Genomic DNA, 18799 nt, shown 5'->3' with positions numbered 1-18799 from the left:
CGAATTTAAATTCGCCGATTCTGTTGCCAGCCTAGCAGCGCTCCCCGGTCTCGCGCTTTGTCCTAGATCATGTATATGAGTATTTGACGATTTACTGAATGCAAAGGGAATGCGCTGCGGCAGAGCGGGGCGGGAGCGGAGCGGAGATCTCGGGTCTCGACGCCGCTGCGGGGCGGGGCTGTTGCAATCCGACTACATGACGGCGGTTTGCATCGTTATAATGCCATTTGGAATTTTTACGTGAACAGCCCGGCTTGGATTGTTAATGTATTACTTAAAACAGTGTATAAAAGAAATCTCTAGCCCTGACATCCTGGCGTGCGCGGCGGATACGCCGCTGGCGGAAGCGGCGCGGCGCATGTTGCTGGCGGGCTGCGGCTCCATCGTGGTGCAGGATGAGGCGGGACGGCCGCTGGGGATTTGGACCGAGGCCGACGCGCTGGCGCTGGACCGGCTGGACGGCGCGGCCGGCATGCGGCCGGTGGGCGGCGCGATGAGCGCGCCCTTGGTGGTGCTGCCGCATGACCTGCCGGTGAGCGAGGCGGTGGCGCTATTCCGCGAGCGCGGCATCCGGCATGCGCTGGTGGAACAGGCCGGCAAGCCGTGCGGCGTGGTGTCGCTGACCGATATCGTATTGAGTCAGGGCAGCGAATCCTTTCTGGGCGTGCGGCGGGTGGTGGCGGACCGCGCGGCGCCCTTGTGCCAGCTGGGGGCGGCGGACTCGCCGGAGCAAGCGCTGGCCCTGATGCGGCTGCAGGGCGCCACCGCCTTGGCGGTGCGCTTCGATAACGGCGACTACGGCATCCTGACCCTGCGCGACCTATTGCGGCTGCTGGCCGAGGGGCGCGCGCCGGCGACCTTGGCCGAAGCCTGCTCCTGGCCGCTGTTGGGCGTGCGCGACGGCAGCAGCCTGCTGCAGGCCAGGCAGTTGATCCTGCAGCACAAGATCCGTCATCTGGCGGTGTACGACGCCGACGGCGTTCTGCTGCAGCTGCTGGGTTTTCGCGACATCATCCAGATGGTGGAGCAGGAGTTTCTGCAGGAATTGCACTCCGCCTTGCGCGAGCGAGACGACGCGCTGCTGCATTCGCGGCGCAGCTTGTTGCTGGCGGACAAGGTGTTCGAATCGACGCTGGAAGGCATTCTGATCACCGACGGCAACGGGGTGATCCAGATGGTGAACCCGGCGTTCAGCCGCATCACCGGCTACAGCAGCCAGGAGGCGCTGGGCCGCACGCCCGCCTTGCTCAAGTCCGGCCGACAGCCGGCGGATTTCTACCAGAAGCTGTGGCAAAGCCTGAAAGAGAGCGGAGTCTGGCAAGGCGAGGTGGTCAACCGCCGCAAGGGCGGCTTGCTGTACACCGAGCATCTGAGCATTACCGCCATCCGCGACGCGGACGGCGAATGCCTGCATTACGTGGCGGTGTTCTCCGACATCACCCAGCGCAAGCAGTCCGAGGAGCGGCTGCATTTTCTGGCCAATCACGACGCGCTGACCGGCTTGCCGAACCGGACGCTGTTTCTGGAGCGCTTGCAGGAGGCGATAGAGCGGGCGCCGCCGACCCAGCTCCAGTTCGCCTTGTTGTTCGTCGATCTGGACCGTTTCAAGCTGGTCAACGACACCCTGGGCCATCACGCCGGCGACGAATTGCTGGTGCGCATCGCCTCGGTGCTGTTGCAGCACGCGCCGCCGCACTCCACTGTGGCCAGGCTGTCCGGCGACGAGTTCATCCTCTTGCTGCCGACGGTGGAACGGGTCACCCAGGTGGCGGCGCTGGCGCAGCAACTGCTGGACGGCGTCACCGAGCAGTCCGGCCTGACCGGCCACGAACTGTTCATCTCGGCCAGCATAGGCATCAGCATGTATCCGGAGGACGGGGTCAGCGCGGACGCCCTGTTGGTGAACGCGGACTCGGCGATGTACCAGGCCAAGGAGCGCGGCAAGAACAATTTCCAGTTCTACACCTCGGACATGAACGCGCGGGCGATGGAAAGGCTGAAGCTGGAGTACAGCCTGCACCGCGCCTTGGCCCAAGAGGAACTGGAGGTGTGGTATCAGCCCAAGGTGGAGTTGGCCACGCGGCGGGTGGTGGGGGCCGAGGCCTTGCTGCGTTGGCGTCATCCTGAGCTGGGCCTGATGGCGCCGGCCAAGTTCATCCCCATCGCCGAGGACGGCTCGCTGATGGTGCCGATGGGCGAATGGGTGCTGGACACCGCTTGCCGGGACTGGGCGCTGTGGCGGAGACAGGGCCTGACCCCGGGGCGGATCGCGGTCAATGTGTCCGGCCGCCAGCTCAAGTACGGCAGCTTCGCCGACACGGTGGCGCACACGCTGCGCCGGCATGGCCTGGATAGCGGCGAACTGGAGCTGGAAATCACCGAGAGCGTGGCGATGGACGAGGACTGCGGCATGGTGGAAGCCTTGCAGCGGCTGCGCGAGCTGGGCGTCTATCTGTCCATCGACGATTTCGGCACCGGCTATTCCTCGCTGTCCTATTTGAAGCGGCTGCCGGTCAAGGGCTTGAAGATAGACCGCTCCTTCATCATGGATTTGCACCATGACGGCGACGACGCCGCCATCACCCGCGCCATCATTTCCATCGGCCGCAGCCTGGGCCTGGAGCTGGTGGCCGAGGGGGTGGAGCTGGAATCGCAGCGGGACTTTCTGTTGCAGCAGGGCTGCCGTTTGGGCCAGGGTTATCTGTTCAGCAAGCCGCTGCCGCGAGCCGAGTTCGAGGCGTTGTTGGCGGCGCGGGCATGAAAAACGGCGCCCATGGCGGGCGCCGTTGTCTTCCTGCGGCGGAGGGTCAACCGGGGCTTAGCCGCCGATCTTGTCGCGGCCGCCGAAGTAAGGCCGCAGCACGGCCGGAATGGTCACGCTGCCGTCGGCGTTCTGGTAGTTTTCCAGCACCGCCACCAGGGTGCGGCCCACCGCCAGGCCGGAGCCGTTCAGCGTGTGCACCAGCTGGTTCTTGCCGTTTTCGTCCTTGTAGCGCGCCATCATGCGGCGGGACTGGAAGGCCTCGCAGTTGGAGCAGCTGGAGATTTCGCGATAGGTGTTCTGCGCCGGCAGCCAGACTTCCAGATCGTAAGTCTTGGCGGCGCCGAAGCCCATGTCGCCGGTGCACAGCGTGATCACGCGGTAGGGCAGTTCCAGCGCCTTGAGGATGTTCTCGGCGTGGCCGACCATGTCTTCCAGCGCGGCGTAGGAGTCTTCCGGCTTCTCGATGCGCACCATCTCCACCTTGTCGAATTGGTGCTGGCGGATCATGCCGCGGGTGTCGCGGCCGTAGCTGCCGGCTTCCGAACGGAAGCAGGGCGAGTGCGCGGTCAGTTTCAGCGGCAGCTCCTCGGCCTTGAGGATGCTGTTGCTGACGGTGTTGGTCAGGGTGATTTCCGAGGTGGAGATCAGGTACTGGTCCACATTGCCTTCTTCGCCGCCCTTGGTCACCTTGAACATGTCTTCGGCGAACTTGGGCAGCTGGCCGGTGCCCAACAGCGCGCTGTCGTTGACGATGTAGGGGGTGTAGTGCTCGACGTAGCCGTGATCGCCGGTATGGGTGTTCAGCATGAACTGGGCGATGGCGCGGTGCAGCCGGGCGATGTCGCCCTTGAGCACGGTGAAGCGCGCGCCGGACAGCTTGGCGCCGGTGTCGAAATCCAGGCCCAGCGGCGCGCCCACGTCGACATGGTCTTTCACTTCGAAGTCGAACTGGCGCGGCGCGCCCACGCGGCGCACTTCCACATTGTCGTTTTCGTCCTTGCCCGCCGGCACCGATTCGTGCGGCAGGTTGGGGATGGACATTAGCCAGGCGTCCAGCTGTTTTTGCACCGCGTCGAAACCTTGTTCGGCGGCTTTCAATTCGTCGCCCAGCGTCGCCACTTCGGCCAGGATGGCTGACACGTCTTCGCCCTTGCCCTTGGCCACGCCGATCTGCTTGGAGGAGGCGTTGCGCTTGGCTTGCAGTTCCTGCATGCGGGTTTGCAGGGATTTGCGTTCGGACTCCAGCTGGTTGAAGGCTGCGGTGTCCAGGGTATAGCCGCGGCCGGCCAGACGGGCGGCGACGGCTTCGATGTCGTTGCGAAGCAGATTGATGTCGAGCATGGTTAGGTTGGTCCTGTTTCTTTCACTTATTCGGAGTCTTGCCGGGCGTCGTCGTCGAGCTGACGCAGGAAATCCAGCTTGTCCCTTATTTTGCTTTCCAGTCCGCGCGGAGTCGGCTGATACCAGCGCATGTCTTCCAATCCTTCCGGCAGATAGGTCTCGCCGGCGGCGTAGGCATGGGGTTCGTCATGGGCGTAACGGTATTCGTGGCCGTAGCCCAACTCCTTCATCAGCCGAGTGGGCGCATTGCGCAAGTGTACCGGCACCGGCCGGGATTTGTCCTGCTTGATGAAGGCGCGGGCCTCATTATACGCCTTGTAGCCGGCGTTGCTCTTGGCGGCCACGGCCAAATACAGCGCGGCTTGAGCCAGCGCAAGTTCGCCTTCCGGGCTGCCCAGGCGCTCGTAGGTGGCGGCGGCGTCGTTGGCGATCTGCATCGCGCGCGGATCGGCCAGACCGATGTCCTCCCAGGCCATGCGCACCAGCCGGCGCGCCAGATAGCGCGCGTCGGCGCCGCCGTCCAGCATCCGCGTCAGCCAGTACAGCGCCGCGTCTGGATTGGAGCCACGCACCGATTTGTGCAGCGCGGAGATCTGGTCGTAGAAGTCGTCGCCGCCCTTGTCGAAGCGGCGCGCGTTGACGGTCAGCACCTCGGACAGGAAGTCGCGGTCTATCTGGCCGCTCTTGCGCGCGTAGGCGGCGGTGCGGGTCTGTTCCAGCAGGTTGAGGAAGCGGCGGGCGTCGCCGTCGGCGTAGCCGGTCAGGGTGTCGATGGCGGCGTCGTCGAAGCTCAGCCCCTCCAGCGCGCCGTTGGCGGCGGCGCGTTCGAACAACTGGCGCAGCTCTTCTTCGTCCAGGCTGTTGAGCACATAGACCTGGGCGCGGGACAAGAGCGCGGAATTGACCTCGAAAGAGGGGTTTTCCGTCGTGGCGCCGATGAAGGTCAGCAGGCCGGATTCGACGAAGGGCAGGAAGGCGTCCTGCTGGCTCTTGTTGAAGCGGTGCACCTCGTCGACGAACAAGATGGTGTGGCGGCCGGAGCGCTGCAGCGCGGCGTGCGCGCGCTCCACCGCCTCGCGGATGTCCTTGACGCCGGAGAACACCGCCGACAGCGGGATGAATTCAGCGTCGAAGCTGGCGGCGAGTATGCGCGCCAGCGTGGTTTTGCCTACGCCGGGTGGGCCCCACAGAATCATCGAGTGCGGGGTGCTCGCTTCCACCGCCAGCCGCAGCGGCTTGCCGGGGCCGATCAGGTGCCGCTGGCCGATCACCTCGTCGAGGCGGCCGGGACGCAGCGCTTCAGCCAGCGGTTTTTTCGGTTCATTGGCAAACAGATCGTTCATGGCGGGGTTCTGCGGCGGGGAAAATCAAAGCGACAGTATATCAGTTGATCCGCCGGGCGCGGCTGCCGCGCGGATTTGTTGCGGCGCAAAAAACCTGGCGAGGACGGGGGATTGCTGGCAAATTGTTTCCATCGTCATGAGACGGGGAACAAAGGGGATAAACAATGCAAGCCATGGATACCGGCCGCCTGATTCTGCGGCCCTTCGACGAAAACGACCTGGACGCTTTTTACCGGCTCGGCACTGTGGCCGAGGCCATCCGCTATGTGGGCAATACGCCCTTCGGCTCGCGCGAACAGGCTTTGCAAGCGATGCGCGACGGCCCGCTGGCGGACTACGAAAAACACGGTTTCGGCCGAGTGGCCTGCGTGTGGAAGGACAGCGGCGAGGTGATCGGCTTCAGCGGCCTGAAATACATGGCGGCGGTGGACGCGGTGGAGCTGGGCTATCGCTTTCTGCCCGAGTACTGGGGCCTGGGCCTCGCCACCGAGTCTGGCCGCGCCTGTCTGCGTCTGGCGCGGGACGTCTACGCGCTGGATAGGCTGGTGGGCCTGGTGCACCCCGACAACGCCGGGTCCGCGCGCGTGCTGGGCAAACTGGGTTTCGCGGTGGAGGGGAGGGTGAGTTTGGACTTCATTCCGGACACGCCGGTTGAAGCGCGGCGCGAAAACTGAGCACCATTTTGCGCGATAAGCCGGGTGGAGCTCATTTTCCAGCATTCGCAAAAGAATTTCACTTTTGACAGCAAAGGGGCCACAAGGCCCCTCATCACTTTCTACTACTGATCACCAGTTACGGATGATCAACTCCCCCTTCTTGTCCTTGCTGCGACCGGCTCCGCCAACGGAGTAGCTGATGTCCACCCGTTCGATGGTCAGCCCGTCAAAGGTCTGACGCATTTCTGGGATGTCGTTGACCGAGATAATCATGCGGCCCTTGATGGCTCTGGCCAACTCGGCCATTCGCTGGTACTGGTACAGGCCGAAGTCCACGCCATAGCCTTCTGTGCCCCAATACGGCGGATCGCAGTAGACCAGCGTGTGCTCACGATCATACTTCTTGATGCAATCCGCCCAGTCCAGGTTTTCGATGTAGGTACGACTGAGGCGAAGATGAGCAGCCGACAGGTCTTCTTCCAGCCGCAGCAGATTGAGCTTGGGCGGACTGGTGGTGGCGGTGCCAAAACTCTGGCCATCAACCTTGCCGCCGAAAGCCATTTTCTGCAGGTAGAAGAACCTGGCCGCACGCTGGATGTCGGTCAGCGTTTCTTCCGGCGTGATTTGCAGCCACTTGAAGATTTGACGCGAGGTCAAAGACCACTTGAATTGCCGAACGAACTCTTCCATATGGTGGCGCACTACACGGTACAGGTTGACCAGTTCTCCGTTGACGTCGTTGATCACTTCGACCTTGGCTGGCTCTTTCAGGAAGTAAAGCGCGGCCGCGCCGCAAAACGGCTCAACGTAGCAGGTATGCTCCGGGAACAGAGGGATAATGTGCTTTGCGAGACGGCGCTTGCCGCCGATCCAGGGAATGATGGGATTAGCTGTGATTTGTAACATCTGCAAGGTTCTTTCCACGGATGCAATTCCCGTTTAGGCTTGTTTCACCGTAGGCCTACGGTAGGCAGCCTTGGGATGACTTGCAGGCTATGACTGCGGGTCAGCTGGCCGGGCAGGTGCTCCAACACTTGCCCGGCCGCTGTCTTCTCCTTCTTTACTACGGCTTGATCTTTTCCAGCTCGGCCAGATCGGGTAACTCCCCGTTGCTCCAAGCGCGGCAGGCGTCGATGAACTGCCCCATTCGGGCTTGTTCCTCTTTCGTTCCCGCACGCAGAATGTTGAGCTGTTGCCAGGTTGGATAGGCCTGCTGAATTCGCTGTTCGCACTGGTTTCGGGCGATCACGAGCCGTAGCGGTTCTAATCCTTTTTCGGTTGCAACCAGGGTGTGCTGTTCATCAACGGCATTCTGCATGTTCATGTTTGTCTCCTAGACGCTAGGCAAAGCGGAGGGCACGGCATTGAGAATCATGTCGTAGATGTTGAACAACGGCGGGATGCGCAGCTCCGGGTTCCACTTGCCAACTACAACTTGCGGCAGAGCTAAATACAGTTTGTCGCCTACGCTCGCATTCGTAACACCCACATCGACATGGAAATATCCACCCGCATCGCCGGGCGTGAATTGATGCTGAGTCACTTGATGCCACGCCCCTTTAAAGCGGTTATCCATCCAGCCCCAGTCTGCGGTGCCAACAAGCTTGTGATACATGACGCAGCTATGAAAAGCGCCAGTCTTGATATGCCGATACGGGATATAAAAAACATAGTCGCCAAATCCCTTAGCGATGGATTTCACCGTCAGCTCAACGATATTGAACTCAGCCGTGAAATTATGGCGGTCGCATCCCATGTATTGCAAAAGCTCACGCACTACCGGGGGACGAGTGGCTGGATCAACCCCACCAACAACTGGAATGATTTTCAAATCAAACTTGCTAAAAAAATCGCCACCCGCATTCAACCCCATCGCTATTGGCACTTGTTGCGGAGCCTCCCCCGAAACGCGAGTCATACGCGCGTTGTAGTTGACGGCAATAAACCCATGTTCACTGAGATGGCCGTTTTTCCACACCTCCATCTCGCTGATTTTCGCAGCGACCTTGCCGTCGATCTCCACCGTCTTTCCACGAACGGTGGCGGTCAGGTCGGTGGTGGCGCGGACCAGGTCGGCAATGCTCGATTCCAGGCTCATGTTGTTGCTCCTTTCAAGTAATGGTTCTGCAGGTCCACAATGGCCGCCGCGTTTGCGGCTTGAATCTCCAGTAGGCTTTCGTGTTCGGCCGTGTGTAGACCGGCCAGTTGGTCGAAACGCTGCGTTGTTTGTCGGTCAGACTCGGTGAGGGCAGCCAACTGACCAGCAAGATCGCTGTGTAGCGTGGACAGCACTCGGCCATGCTCCGTTAGCAGCGCATCCTGCTGCAGGTCGACCAACTGACTGGCGATCTGGGCGCCAGCCAGGCTGGCCAGCTCCTCGGCCAGATGCAGGTTTAGGCCCGCACCGGTCGACTGCACGATGACGCTGTCAGGCGGTACGCCAGCAAGGGTCAGGTCGTAAGCCAGCAACAGCTCCAAGCCAGACTGCTTGTAGGCCAGCGCGCGGTTTGGATCACTCCACACCGCCAGGCACACACCGCTCTCCAGGATGAAGCCGACTTCGCGTACCCAAAACTCTGCACTGTCGTCCGCTAGGGCCGTCAGGTGGAGTTGGCGAGGGCCAACGATGCGACCATCCGCGACGGGATAGCGGACAACCTCATGACGCAAGCCGCTCTGCCCGGCATTGGGTACATAACCGGCATCGCCCAGGGCGACGTGGGTTATCCGCAACTGGATGCCATCGCCGCTGGCCAGCTGGATGGCGGACAAGCCCGCATCCAACAGTTGCGGGATGAGCGTAGTAGTCATCTCTAGCCCTCCATTGAAAGGCGCAGCACTGCCCTGGCGCATCCTGCGCTGGCAAGCTGTGCGGGTTGAAAAATCGGCTTTGCAGGGACCGGCAGGCAGTGGCCACCTGTGCGACGTATCGCACGCGCCTGGCCCGCCGAGGCGAGATAAACTCCTTGATCGAAGCGTGCGCCGACATGCAGCGCATACGAGCAGCGAACCGGCTTCGCTTCATCCACCATGCACTTCAGCCGGTGATATAGCTCAGCGCTCAATAAGGGGTTCTTGTCTTGCCAGTTGTCGTTGGCCCACAGCTTCAAACTGAAGGTGTAGGGGATACCCTCCGGCTGCTGCTGCCACCACTCCAGCAATTCGGCATCGATACCCAGCACGCGGAACACTTCCTGAACCGCCCACAAGGTGCCTTTGTATCGATGCAATTCGATCGCTCTTTTGATCAAGGCGCGCTGCTGGCGCTCATCGCTGGCCAGCAACCAGCCTTCATCGCCCATCACATGGAATTGCTCGGCAAGAACCGGCAACAACTCGGTGTCGACTTGATCCACCAGGTAAACCAGCAGCGGCGACAAGTCTTGCTGGCTGATACGGCCAGTCAGTTGGCCCAACGCGCGGAAGCGCGGGTCACTGGCCAGCACCGGAGGCAAAAGCAAGGTCTCAGCCATTTGCCACTCCGGCCAGAGTGATAGAAATCTGGGTGCAGTGCGCCCATTCGCTGTCACTCAATACACGCAAGGCTGGGCTGTTCAGCGTGACCTGGTACACGCCAGGCACCTGCAGCGCGGCAATCACCTGGCTTGGCACGATGTCGCGTCCCAAGCCGCCTGCCCGGCCATCGACATAGGCTTTGGCCTGTGCCATCGCCTGGGCCTGAACCGAGTGCGAATCCGCCTGGGTATACAGCACCAGTTGAGCCTCAATCGCATAGTCAACGCGGCTGGGTGCCAATGCTCGCACCCGGTCAGTCAACGGCCGCACCTTCTCGGCGGAACAAGTGGCCTCAACCAAGGCCAGCAAATTGGAGTCCGGCAGCCCCGTTGCCGTCAGGGGGTAAAGGTGAACGACGCCAGGGGATGGCGACAGCACCGCAACATCGACGATGCTCTGATGCGCCTTGAGGGCATGGAAACGGTAGGCCAAGCGGCTGCCGGCGTTGGTGAACGACTCCGGCGCCAGCTTGATGCGCTCACGCAGACGCTCGTCGTCCTCTTCGTCATAGCCGGTGCTGGTCACCGAGGTGTTGGCGGCCGCCACCTCCATATTACCCAACTCGTCGACCAGGCTATTGATCTGGCCAGGCTGCCAGCCATTGCCGGCAGTGCCTGGCTCTTCGCCAGTAGCGGCCACATCGACCGACAGTTGGCCAGTTGGCAAGGTGACATCCACATCGGAGGCAAAGACCACCACGCCATCGCCACCCTCGACACGGGTGCCGGCCGGGATCAACAGCCCGGTGGCCAACGCGGCCTCCAGGGTAAAACGCAACGTGGTCTTGGCCGGCTGCGCCGGCAAGCGCGTCACGCCGACCAGTTCGCCCAGGTAGTCCAGCATCGGCGCGCGGGCATAGGCCACCAAGTTCTGCTTGGCCGCCTCCTGGATGCCGATGCGCACCAGGTTTTCGCGGTAGGCGATCACGTCGATCAGCAGCCGCTCCACCTGGGCCGGGTACAAGGTCTTGCCCGATAACTGCTCGTACTGGGCGACGATCTCGGCGGTGATGGCGTCCGGGTTGCGGTCGATGAAGCTCGGCTCGGGCAGGCTCATAGCTGCACCTCGGTCTCGCGCAGCACGCCGTCCGCCAGCTTCCAGCGCACGCGCAGGGTGACTTGTGAGCCCAGCACCGCCGGCGTGACCTTCACCAGGACGCAACGCGGCTCCCACTTGCGAATGGCCTCTACCGCCTCGCGAACCAGGTGCGGAATCGCCTGGTTGATGGGCTTGTCGAGGTGAAGGTGCAGGCTGGAGGCAAAATCCGGGCGATGCGGATCACAACCCTTGGGCGAGCGCAGAATGATGTGGATGGACTGGTCGATGTCCGCCACGGTCTCGACGATGCCGAGGCCGCCGAAGGCGGGTTGCCAGTGAAGGGAGTCAGATGGGCGGGTCATACGACAATAATGTCGTGATGCCCCGCAAAAGAATGATAAAGAACTTTAGTGATGATAGGGACAGGCTAGGCCGAGGGCTCCTCGGTGTTTTGTGACTCTTCTAACACCGTTTTTCCGAGCATCTGAGGTGACCATTGACGGAAGCTTTCTTCGCGAACAGCATAGGAAACCGAGGTCGCCCGATCATTGAGCTTTTCACCGACATAAATGCCTATTACATCCCATGGGCCACTAGAGTTTATCTTAAGAACAGGAGCCCCAGAAACACCAGTGCCTGCTACTTCACTCAACTCAAAGAAAGATGTTCCCTGAAAGGAAGGCAGCTTCCCATTGTAGCGTCTACGAATATAACCCTCGTTGTAAACAAGGTCTGGACGAATCGCAACTCGACCACCTTGCACCATCTCTTGCGTTGTGTCGTCAGGGTAGCCAAAAAGTCGATATTTACAAGAAGCATGCTCTTCTGTATTGCTCAGGCGAAAGAATGAGCGCCACGATGAGCCTGCAAGCTTGATTAGTGCAACATCCTCTGTCGGGTGGGACTCTCTAACGATAACGTCAAATCCTACCCAACCATTATCATCTCCCACCAGCATCCCACAAATTCTTTGAGACTCACAACCAGTGATTACATGTTTTGCAGTTAGTGCAAAGCCTTGGTTCCCTATAAAAAATGCGGTTCCAAGAACTTGTTTAACGCTAAGGTCATTACCGGACTTCTCGACAGTAGCTAGAGGGAAAACATAGTCCCGAATACGGCCAGACTGCTTGAACATAGATTGCCTTATCCTTGAATAGACTCTAAGGAGTCAGTGACTGTGATGGTTCGAGTTCCCGCCAGCATCCATCACGGACCCGCTGGCGTGGATGTCCCCGTCGACCTCTACCTTACCACTGATCACCGCCGACACGCCGCCCCCGCCCGAGCCCATCATGCCGCCCAGGAAGGTCAATTTCTTCTTCACGGTCAGGTTGCCGGTGAACTCCGCCTCCGGCGTGTCCACCGTCACCTTGGCGCTGGCCTGCAGCAGAATCTCGGCATCGGCCTGGACCACCACTTTCTGCACCCCGGTCACCGTCAGCACATGGGTGCCCCGGTCATACTCCAATAGCGCGCCATCCTTGAAGCGAACGGCGAACTTGTTCGAGTCGGTCACCGGCGGCTTGTCCACATCGGAATACACCGCCCCCAGGATCACGCCGTCCTCGCCGCGCGCATCTAGCAGCACCGCGACATGTTCGCCGTGATCGTAGGTCCAGCAGCATTGATCCTGCAGGGTCTTCGGGTTGGCGATCGGCAGCCACATGGTGCGCATATTGTCGAGGTCCGGCAGGCGCACGCGGGCGAAGCCGGGTTTGCTGGCGCTGACCGTGCCGAACTTGAGGCTGGCGCCGAACTCGTCGAAGGTATCGTTCATTTCTTCTTGCTCACTGTTGTTGTGCCGACCACATCCACCTTGCCGTCCTTCATGCCGTAGACCTTCAAGGACTTGCCGGACTTCTTCTTCGCCGCGCCGCCGCCCTTGCCCTTGGCGACCGAAATCGCCGCGCGCTTGACCTCCAGCTCGGTGGTGTAGCCGCCGCTGCGGTCGACGCGGTGGCGCGCCGACTCCACCAGGTAGCGGCCGTCGAGCTTGCCGCACCCGGCCAGGTCGAAGGTCACACCGGCGACAAGCTTCGGATTGCCAGGCAAGGTCAGGTTGCCGGCGGTTTGTTCCTGGTTGCTCTTGTCCAGCGCCGCCTTCGCCTTGGCCTGCGCCGCCGCCTTGGAGCCGGAGCGTGTGGACAGCTTCAGGGTGTCGCCGCTGGCGGCCTGGCCGGCGCCGCGCTTCTTGGCGGACACGGTGGTTTGGCCCACGGCGCCCATCTGGCCGTCCGCCTTCATCCCGTACACCACCAGCTTCTTGGTCTTCGGGTTGTGGTACTTCACCTTGGCTTGCTGGTAGATGTCCTTGATCTTGTCGCGTAGCCGCAGCGAGATCAGATCGCCGGCCTGCAGCGTGGTCACCGCCTTGCCGCCACGCAGATCGGCCAGCTCGGTGAAGACCAGCTTGCTGCCGACGATCTTGAAAGCGTAGCCGTACTCGCGTGCCAGGCGGGTCAGGAAGGCCACATCGCGTTCCTGGTACTGGGTGACGCGGTCGATACGGATGTCGCGGATTTTGCCGGTCAGCGTCAGCTGATTGCGCTTGGCGATACGCCGGGCGATCGCCGCCAGCGTGGTGTTCTCGTAGGCGCGGCCGGAGCGGGTGCGCACCGACTTCTTGATGCCGGTCGACAGTGCCCGGATCGTCACCGTTGAAGGCGGCATCGCAATCTCGATCTCGTCGATCTCGAACGAGCCGCACGGCAACAGCGGCGCCGCGTCGTAGCCGATCTTGAGCGACAGCGCGTCGCCCTTGCCGGGGTACCAGGCGCGCAGCCAGCGGCCGTCGGCATCCTCCAGTTGCACCTCCAGCTCGTCGGATTGGCCGGATAGGTAGTCGGTATAGGTCACCGACAACACATACGGGGACACGTCGTTGGTGATGTTCTTGTGCCCGTAGGACAGCATGAACACCGGGTGGGGCACGGCGGCCACCGCCGTCGGCTCTGATATGGCCTGTGTCAACGCAGCCATGGCGGCAGCTCCTCGTCCTCGGATAGATCATCCTGCTCAATGATGGGGATGGACAGCACCAGGCCGCTCGGCAAGGCGGTGGCCAGCGGCACATGCGGGTTGGCCGCCACGATGCGCTCGTAAGCCAGCGCGTCGCCGTAATAGCGGGCGGCCAACTGATCCCAGCGCTCGCCCTCGGTGGTGACATGGGTCAGGAACATGATCTAGATCGCCCTAGTGATGACCTTGCCGGCCAGCTTGCTGATATTGGGCGCCACTGACTCCAACGCACTGCTGGCGGCCGCAAGCTGACCGGCCATGGAGTCGATGCGGCCCACGACATTACCGGCGGTGACGGCGGACAACGCGCCCTGGGCATTGCGCACCGCATCGAGCGCAGTGTTGCCGGCGCGCAGGATGCCGCCCGCGTCGGGTAGTTGGCTGCTGAGAATGTTCAGTACCGGCGATAGACGCTCCAGCGGACCCGCCACCTGCTTCAGCGCCCCCTGCAGGCCCGGCACCTGGCCCAGCGCCGCCAGCGGGTTGTCGCTCAGCTTCTGCGCCACCCGTGTGGCATCCACCGCCGCACGCATCGCCGACTGGGCCTGGTTCGCATAAGTCACCACCTGACGCACGCTGTCGCGTACCGATCCGATGGCGCTGCCCACGCCAGCCTGGAGGTCGGCGACCTTGGTGGCCACGCTGGCTGACAGCGCGGTGGCGGCCGCCGGCGGCAACCTGGCCTGCACCGCCGGCGGCGCCAGCGGGTTTTTCTTGTCGCCGACGAACTCGCGCAAGGTGAGGCTGGCCTCCAGCGCGATCAGCGTGCCGGCCTGGTCGGTCTGCCTGCTGGTCGCCTGCAGCTCGGTCAACACGAACCAGCCCTTGTAATCGCCATTGCCCAGCACCAGCGCCATAGCCTGGTGCGCACGCAAGGCCGTCTGCAACTTGATCAGCTCCTGCTCCGGGTCGCAGAACTGGCTATGGAACGACAGCTGGATGCGGATTTCGTCCAGCTTGTCGCCGACCCGCTGCAAGCGCGGCTTGCCGTCGATCAGCGCGTGCTCGGCATAGTCGACGCCAAATTGAGACTCGAAGCCGTCGAAGTAGGTGATCAGGTCGAACTGGACTTCGCCCAGGAGCGCAAACATCAGTAGGCCCTCCGCGCTTGCTGCGCGGTGACGCGCTTGATCAGCTGCTCCAACTGATGCAGCGACAGCTTCATCGCCTCGTTGATCTGGCCTTTAACGCCTTCGGCCGCGCCGCCCTGGACCTGGATGGTTGGACTGAAGTGGATGGTGACGCCGCTCATGCCGCCCGCACCGCCGGCGGCCTCACCGCCGCCCCTGGCGGCCTGAGCCGCGCCCAGGCGCTTTACCGCCGCAGCCGCGGCGGTTTGTGAGGCCATGCCAGCGGCGGCCTTGGAGGCCAGGCCAGACGAGCGTCCAATGCCGATCGCGGCGCCCTGGGCGATGTTGTCGCCAAAGCCCATGAACACGCGCGAAGGCGACTTGATGCCCAGGGTATTGGCGAACCAGCCCTTCACATTCTGACCAAAACCGACGATGGCATCCTTGGCCGCGCCGATCTTGGCCTTGATGCCATTGAGAAGGCCGCCGATCAACATGCCGCCAAAGTCGGTGAAGTTCTTGGGCAGGCTGACGCCAAACCACTTCATCACCCCGGCAAACGCCTTGTAGAACAGCCCCAGCGGCGACCAGTTCAGGATCAGCTTGATCACGCCGCCGATGCCGCCGGCGAAGGCGGCTTTGACGCCAGCCCACAGCCCTTGAAACCATGGCTTGACCTTGTCCCAATGGCGGTAGATCAGGTAGGCGCCGATGGCGATGCCGGTAATCAGCAGGCCGATCGGGTTCATCAGCAAAGCTCGGCCCAGCCACAGCACCGCCTGGCCGGCCAAGCGTAGGCCGCTGAATAGCTGACCGCCCAGCGCGCTGGCCAAGCGGATGGCCAACCGACCTACTGAGCCGATGCCTCGGCCCATGGAAGCAACTGCGGCCGCCAGCCGAACCGCATTGCTACGGCCGGCACCAAACAATCGGAACAGCAGGGTCAGCCGGGAAGAGCCACCCAGTAGCATGGCGCGCATCAACGTCCATTTACTGGACAGGGTCAAGATTGATGTGCCCAAGGCATTGAACGGAGACATCGCCAGATTGAGGCCGTACTTGAGTCCGATGAAGGCCATCTTGCCGGCCAATAGACCACCGACCAGGCCGATAATGCCTTTGATCAAACCGGGGTTTTCCTTGGCCCATTCGCCGAATGCCTTCACTGCCGGCATGACCTCAACAATGATCTCGGAAATCGATGGCAACAGCGCATCGCCAATGGTGAGCCCTAACTCAGCGGTTCCGATCTTGAATTTGTCGAGCTGAGACTTGGCGGTATCCATCCGCTTTAGCCAGTCCTGATCCAGCAAGCCCTTGTCGGCGGCGTCCATGCTGCCTTGCTGGATATCCTTCATTTCCCCCTGGTTAGCAATTGCAGGTCGAATAAACGACATGGCCTGCATGTCCTGAAACAACTCACCCAGTTTGTAGGCTTCCGACAGCCGCTGCAGCGCCGCCTGGCGTTCCTTGTCATCCTTGATCGCCATCGCCTGTTTAAACTGGCCTGCCGCAGCAGGGCCTTTGGACTGCATGTATTGGGTAATGATGGCCAACATGGATTGCACAGGCGTCAGTCCCTGCGCGCGCAAATTCATCATGCTGCCCTTCAAGTCGATACCTGCGTTTGCAAAATCCTTTAGGGTGTCCGGAGCGGTGATCTTTTGCAGGAAATTCTTGAAATTGTTAGCGGCCTCATCGTTAGAACCCGCGCCTTTGCGAGCAATCTGCAGCGCGGCGCCGATCTCGGCGACGGCCTCCTTGCCGGTGACACCGAGCGCCTGGAAGGAAGGCGATAGAGCCGGCAGCCACTTGGCCATGTCGCGGATTTCGAACTGGCCGCGCTTGCCGGCATAGGCCAGCATATTGAGCGCGCTTTCGAAGCCATCCTCTCCCACCTTGAGGTTGTCCTTGAGCGCGATCGCCACGCTGCCCAGACCGTCCATGCTAGCGCGGGTCGCGGTCGCCGCCTTGGCCATCACCGGAGCGTACTTCTCCAAGGCCTTGGCGTCCTGAATGCCGCCTGCGACCAACACCGAGGTGCCGCGTGCGATTTCATCCTGGAACTGGTTCCACTTGAGCGCGGCATTACGGATAGTCGAGCCGAGCTTGGCCTCCTCAACCTTGGAAAACTCGCCCGTAATGGCGATGTCTCGCATCTGGTCCTGAAAGTTGACCGCTGCGCCCACCGATTTAACAACCGGCGCGCCCAGGGCGAGCGCCGTTCCTGCGGTCTCCATCGCCTGGCCGCGCAGATCGGCGCGGCCCGCCTTCAAGGTCTCGCCGCGCGCGATGCTGGAGGCCAGTTTTTCCTGTTTGATGCGCAACTGGTCCAGGGTCTGGCCCAGCCGCTCGTATTGGCGGCGCAGTTCGCCCACATTGCGGGTTGGATGCGCCATTGCCCGCGCCATCGCGTCGCCCAGCCGGTTGTGTTTGACGCGGAGTTCATCCGCCACCTGACCGAGCTTTTGAGTGGTGCCTCGCGCCGAGGCGAACGCGGCTTGAAACGAGCCCGCCAACGCCGCGCCAATCTTCACTCCAACCAGCAGTTCATTGGCCATACCGTGCCGCCTTTTGCTATCCTGAAACCATGTTTGAAAAAACCGCCCTCATCGCCGCCAAAGTCCTATACGGACTCATCGTGTGTTGCGGCATCGCCTTCCTGGCCTGGCTGTGCTTTGCGCACCTGCCGTTCTGGGGGGCTGTGTTTGCCTTGCCCATCGCCCTGGTGTTGACGGCGTTGGCCGGCGCGCCATTGGCGGCCGGCGCTTCGCTGTTGGGCGGCTTGCTGATCGCGGTGCTGGTCGTCATCGGCCGTAAAGCGACTGCATCGTCTCGTTCCGCCGCTTGACCTCGCATTCGGCCTCCTCGATCCAGCCCCAGTAATCCTCCATCTCCAGCCCGTCGATCTCCGACGGCTGCATCCGCAACACCGTCAGCAGGTAGCCGTCAAGCCTCCGCAGCTCCGTCTCCGCCGCCCACCATGGCGCGAAAGCAATCGGCCAGCACCCGGCTGTCGGCAATGTCGAGTTGATCAATGTCTTCCAGCAGCAGGCCGGTCATGCGCGCGAACAGGAAATCCTCCTGGTCGGCGTCGTCTTTGCTGTGCTGGTGGGCGGCCTTCAGATCGCCGCGCTTCAGACGCGTGATCGTTAGGGATTCGATGCGCTCGCCGGCGGCGTTGGTAAACGGGAATTGCAGCTTGAGTGCTTTCATGAGGACTCCTCCATGCGGGTGAATGTTGAACAATGTCAGTAGGTGCAGGGAGGATTGTCGGCGGATGCCAGGTGGGAGTCCGTTAAACGGCTTTAGCAAAGATAAAGGACAATCTCATGAGATTGTCCTCAGGCATTGAAGTTTATTGGGTATAAAACAGGCTAGGCTGTATCAGTAAAGCTTGCTGGTTCAACTAGGGGTTCCTCTTCACATCGCTCGACATCGAATGCATTTATTAGAGGTTGAACAGTACAGTACAACAAATAGGTAGCCACTTTTTATCATCCTCTCAGCGTCTTCATCCTGGTTCACCGCGGCACTCCAACGGGCACCCGCTTCAAGAACGTGTGGTATCTGTTGCCCTAACGGGTTAGGGATTACAAAAGAGCCGTCTCGCCATTTACGGCACAGATAAGCTTTCCACCATTGCTTATAGTACAGGAGGCCTAAATTTGTAATCGTGGTAGCTCGGCTGCCTCGGTTATCAGCGGATATACTGATGTATGTTTTTTCGTCAGGAACAACACCACCAACCATCTTCATCCCTGTTGAAGTAGTAATGTGAATATCGGGTCCTTCTTGTCGCCACTTGTAGACATCCCAGACAAATACAATGGTTGAAATTATGGCCGCATACAAGGCAATAAACAGAGTCATTGCTTCATTCATCGATAATTCGAACAAGTCCCCTCCCAGATCATGAAGTAAAAATCGATACACGTTATATCTCAAATGCATTTCTGTGCAACACACTTTCTCAACTTTTTCGCAAAGTGGCTATGGCACTAGTGGTCTTTATGCGGACTCTGCTTCCAGTCGCCCATACATAATCGG

Annotated in this window: 20 protein-coding genes; 3 read left to right on the top strand and 17 right to left on the bottom strand. The window is 61.2% G+C overall.

The window, feature by feature from the left end; all coding sequences use genetic code 11:
• The first annotated feature begins 265 nt into the window (after positions 1-265).
• Positions 266-2761, top strand: coding sequence for an EAL domain-containing protein (locus tag NK214_RS06305; protein ID WP_253314012.1), 2496 nt, complete (start codon positions 266-268; stop codon positions 2759-2761).
• A gap of 57 nt (positions 2762-2818) precedes the next feature.
• On the opposite strand, the gene serS is transcribed toward NK214_RS06305, so the two are convergent.
• Positions 2819-4105 carry a serine--tRNA ligase gene (gene serS / locus NK214_RS06300; protein WP_107798636.1) on the bottom strand — a complete coding sequence of 429 codons (1287 nt, stop codon included), beginning with the start codon at positions 4103-4105 and terminating at the stop codon, positions 2819-2821.
• A 26-nt stretch (positions 4106-4131) separates the two neighbouring features.
• A complete protein-coding gene (locus NK214_RS06295; protein WP_253314011.1) occupies positions 4132-5448 on the bottom strand; it encodes a replication-associated recombination protein A in 1317 nt (438 codons plus the stop codon).
• A 164-nt stretch (positions 5449-5612) separates the two neighbouring features.
• On the opposite strand from NK214_RS06295, the gene NK214_RS06290 reads away from it, so the two are divergent.
• The gene (locus NK214_RS06290) at positions 5613-6122 is read left to right on the top strand and encodes a GNAT family N-acetyltransferase (protein ID WP_253314010.1); all 510 of its coding nucleotides are present in this window, start codon (positions 5613-5615) and stop codon (positions 6120-6122) included.
• Positions 6123-6233: 111 nt separating this feature from the next.
• Here the strand turns inward: NK214_RS06290 and NK214_RS06285 are convergent, their stop codons facing one another.
• The 13 genes from NK214_RS06285 to NK214_RS06225 form a co-directional block, all read right to left on the bottom strand.
• Positions 6234-7010, bottom strand: a complete 777-nt coding sequence (locus NK214_RS06285; protein WP_253314086.1) for a DNA adenine methylase — start codon at positions 7008-7010, stop codon at positions 6234-6236.
• Positions 7011-7167: 157 nt separating this feature from the next.
• Entirely contained in the window at positions 7168-7428 is a 261-nt protein-coding gene (locus NK214_RS06280) for a hypothetical protein (protein WP_253314009.1), read from the bottom strand.
• A 9-nt stretch (positions 7429-7437) separates the two neighbouring features.
• Complete coding sequence (locus NK214_RS06275) at positions 7438-8202, bottom strand: hypothetical protein (RefSeq protein WP_253314008.1); 765 nt, start codon at positions 8200-8202, stop codon at positions 7438-7440.
• The gene (locus tag NK214_RS06270) at positions 8199-8915 is read right to left on the bottom strand and encodes a phage tail protein (protein ID WP_253314007.1); all 717 of its coding nucleotides are present in this window, start codon (positions 8913-8915) and stop codon (positions 8199-8201) included. Before NK214_RS06270 ends, NK214_RS06275 begins: the two co-directional genes overlap by 4 nt.
• Positions 8916-8917: 2 nt before the next feature.
• Positions 8918-9577 (bottom strand): phage tail protein I, encoded by a 660-nt coding sequence (locus tag NK214_RS06265; RefSeq protein WP_253314006.1) that lies wholly within the window; start codon positions 9575-9577, stop codon positions 8918-8920.
• Positions 9570-10676: a baseplate J/gp47 family protein gene (locus NK214_RS06260; protein WP_253314005.1), complete on the bottom strand. Its 1107-nt coding sequence runs from the start codon at positions 10674-10676 to the stop codon at positions 9570-9572. Before NK214_RS06260 ends, NK214_RS06265 begins: the two co-directional genes overlap by 8 nt.
• Positions 10673-11020 (bottom strand): GPW/gp25 family protein, encoded by a 348-nt coding sequence (locus NK214_RS06255; RefSeq protein ID WP_253314004.1) that lies wholly within the window; start codon positions 11018-11020, stop codon positions 10673-10675. The genes NK214_RS06260 and NK214_RS06255 overlap by 4 nt, the downstream gene beginning before the upstream one ends.
• Positions 11021-11085: 65 nt before the next feature.
• A complete protein-coding gene (locus NK214_RS06250) occupies positions 11086-11796 on the bottom strand; it encodes a serine protease (RefSeq protein ID WP_253314003.1) in 711 nt (236 codons plus the stop codon).
• Between the two features lie 33 nt (positions 11797-11829).
• Positions 11830-12438, bottom strand: coding sequence for a phage baseplate assembly protein V (locus tag NK214_RS06245; RefSeq protein WP_253314002.1), 609 nt, complete (start codon positions 12436-12438; stop codon positions 11830-11832).
• The gene (locus tag NK214_RS06240; protein WP_253314001.1) at positions 12435-13640 is read right to left on the bottom strand and encodes a phage late control D family protein; all 1206 of its coding nucleotides are present in this window, start codon (positions 13638-13640) and stop codon (positions 12435-12437) included. Before NK214_RS06240 ends, NK214_RS06245 begins: the two co-directional genes overlap by 4 nt.
• Complete coding sequence (locus NK214_RS06235; protein ID WP_081575218.1) at positions 13628-13840, bottom strand: tail protein X; 213 nt, start codon at positions 13838-13840, stop codon at positions 13628-13630. The genes NK214_RS06240 and NK214_RS06235 overlap by 13 nt, the downstream gene beginning before the upstream one ends.
• A gap of 3 nt (positions 13841-13843) precedes the next feature.
• Positions 13844-14770 carry a phage tail protein gene (locus NK214_RS06230; protein ID WP_253314000.1) on the bottom strand — a complete coding sequence of 309 codons (927 nt, stop codon included), beginning with the start codon at positions 14768-14770 and terminating at the stop codon, positions 13844-13846.
• Entirely contained in the window at positions 14770-17310 is a 2541-nt protein-coding gene (locus NK214_RS06225) for a phage tail tape measure protein (protein WP_253313999.1), read from the bottom strand. The genes NK214_RS06230 and NK214_RS06225 overlap by 1 nt, the downstream gene beginning before the upstream one ends.
• 29 nt (positions 17311-17339) lie before the next feature.
• Here NK214_RS06225 and NK214_RS06220 point away from each other — a divergent pair, with 29 nt between their 5' ends.
• Complete coding sequence (locus NK214_RS06220) at positions 17340-17600, top strand: hypothetical protein (RefSeq protein ID WP_081555575.1); 261 nt, start codon at positions 17340-17342, stop codon at positions 17598-17600.
• 98 nt (positions 17601-17698) lie between these two features.
• On the opposite strand, the gene NK214_RS06215 is transcribed toward NK214_RS06220, so the two are convergent.
• Positions 17699-17965 (bottom strand): phage tail assembly protein, encoded by a 267-nt coding sequence (locus NK214_RS06215; RefSeq protein WP_048410729.1) that lies wholly within the window; start codon positions 17963-17965, stop codon positions 17699-17701.
• 207 nt (positions 17966-18172) lie between these two features.
• Positions 18173-18634, bottom strand: coding sequence for a hypothetical protein (locus NK214_RS06210; protein WP_253313998.1), 462 nt, complete (start codon positions 18632-18634; stop codon positions 18173-18175).
• Positions 18635-18799: the final 165 nt, after the last annotated feature.

The organism is Chromobacterium sp. S0633, from assembly GCF_024158805.1.
In the GTDB taxonomy this organism is placed as follows: domain Bacteria; phylum Pseudomonadota; class Gammaproteobacteria; order Burkholderiales; family Chromobacteriaceae; genus Chromobacterium.
The sequence above is the reverse complement of the archived record's forward strand: the minus strand, read 5'-3'. Positions and strand labels throughout refer to the sequence as shown.

What these genes read in the sequence shown, in the direction of transcription:
- NK214_RS06305 (WP_253314012.1), top strand. Translation starts at nt 266, where the DNA reads ATGTATTACTTAAAACAGTGTATAAAAGAAATCTCTAGCCCTGACATC.
- serS (WP_107798636.1), bottom strand. Translation starts at nt 4,105, where the DNA reads ATGCTCGACATCAATCTGCTTCGCAACGACATCGAAGCCGTCGCCGCC.
- NK214_RS06295 (WP_253314011.1), bottom strand. Translation starts at nt 5,448, where the DNA reads ATGAACGATCTGTTTGCCAATGAACCGAAAAAACCGCTGGCTGAAGCG.
- NK214_RS06290 (WP_253314010.1), top strand. Translation starts at nt 5,613, where the DNA reads ATGCAAGCCATGGATACCGGCCGCCTGATTCTGCGGCCCTTCGACGAA.
- NK214_RS06285 (WP_253314086.1), bottom strand. Translation starts at nt 7,010, where the DNA reads ATGTTACAAATCACAGCTAATCCCATCATTCCCTGGATCGGCGGCAAG.
- NK214_RS06280 (WP_253314009.1), bottom strand. Translation starts at nt 7,428, where the DNA reads ATGAACATGCAGAATGCCGTTGATGAACAGCACACCCTGGTTGCAACC.
- NK214_RS06275 (WP_253314008.1), bottom strand. Translation starts at nt 8,202, where the DNA reads ATGAGCCTGGAATCGAGCATTGCCGACCTGGTCCGCGCCACCACCGAC.
- NK214_RS06270 (WP_253314007.1), bottom strand. Translation starts at nt 8,915, where the DNA reads ATGACTACTACGCTCATCCCGCAACTGTTGGATGCGGGCTTGTCCGCC.
- NK214_RS06265 (WP_253314006.1), bottom strand. Translation starts at nt 9,577, where the DNA reads ATGGCTGAGACCTTGCTTTTGCCTCCGGTGCTGGCCAGTGACCCGCGC.
- NK214_RS06260 (WP_253314005.1), bottom strand. Translation starts at nt 10,676, where the DNA reads ATGAGCCTGCCCGAGCCGAGCTTCATCGACCGCAACCCGGACGCCATC.
- NK214_RS06255 (WP_253314004.1), bottom strand. Translation starts at nt 11,020, where the DNA reads ATGACCCGCCCATCTGACTCCCTTCACTGGCAACCCGCCTTCGGCGGC.
- NK214_RS06250 (WP_253314003.1), bottom strand. Translation starts at nt 11,796, where the DNA reads ATGTTCAAGCAGTCTGGCCGTATTCGGGACTATGTTTTCCCTCTAGCT.
- NK214_RS06245 (WP_253314002.1), bottom strand. Translation starts at nt 12,438, where the DNA reads ATGAACGATACCTTCGACGAGTTCGGCGCCAGCCTCAAGTTCGGCACG.
- NK214_RS06240 (WP_253314001.1), bottom strand. Translation starts at nt 13,640, where the DNA reads ATGGCTGCGTTGACACAGGCCATATCAGAGCCGACGGCGGTGGCCGCC.
- NK214_RS06235 (WP_081575218.1), bottom strand. Translation starts at nt 13,840, where the DNA reads ATGTTCCTGACCCATGTCACCACCGAGGGCGAGCGCTGGGATCAGTTG.
- NK214_RS06230 (WP_253314000.1), bottom strand. Translation starts at nt 14,770, where the DNA reads ATGTTTGCGCTCCTGGGCGAAGTCCAGTTCGACCTGATCACCTACTTC.
- NK214_RS06225 (WP_253313999.1), bottom strand. Translation starts at nt 17,310, where the DNA reads ATGGCCAATGAACTGCTGGTTGGAGTGAAGATTGGCGCGGCGTTGGCG.
- NK214_RS06220 (WP_081555575.1), top strand. Translation starts at nt 17,340, where the DNA reads ATGTTTGAAAAAACCGCCCTCATCGCCGCCAAAGTCCTATACGGACTC.
- NK214_RS06215 (WP_048410729.1), bottom strand. Translation starts at nt 17,965, where the DNA reads ATGAAAGCACTCAAGCTGCAATTCCCGTTTACCAACGCCGCCGGCGAG.
- NK214_RS06210 (WP_253313998.1), bottom strand. Translation starts at nt 18,634, where the DNA reads ATGAATGAAGCAATGACTCTGTTTATTGCCTTGTATGCGGCCATAATT.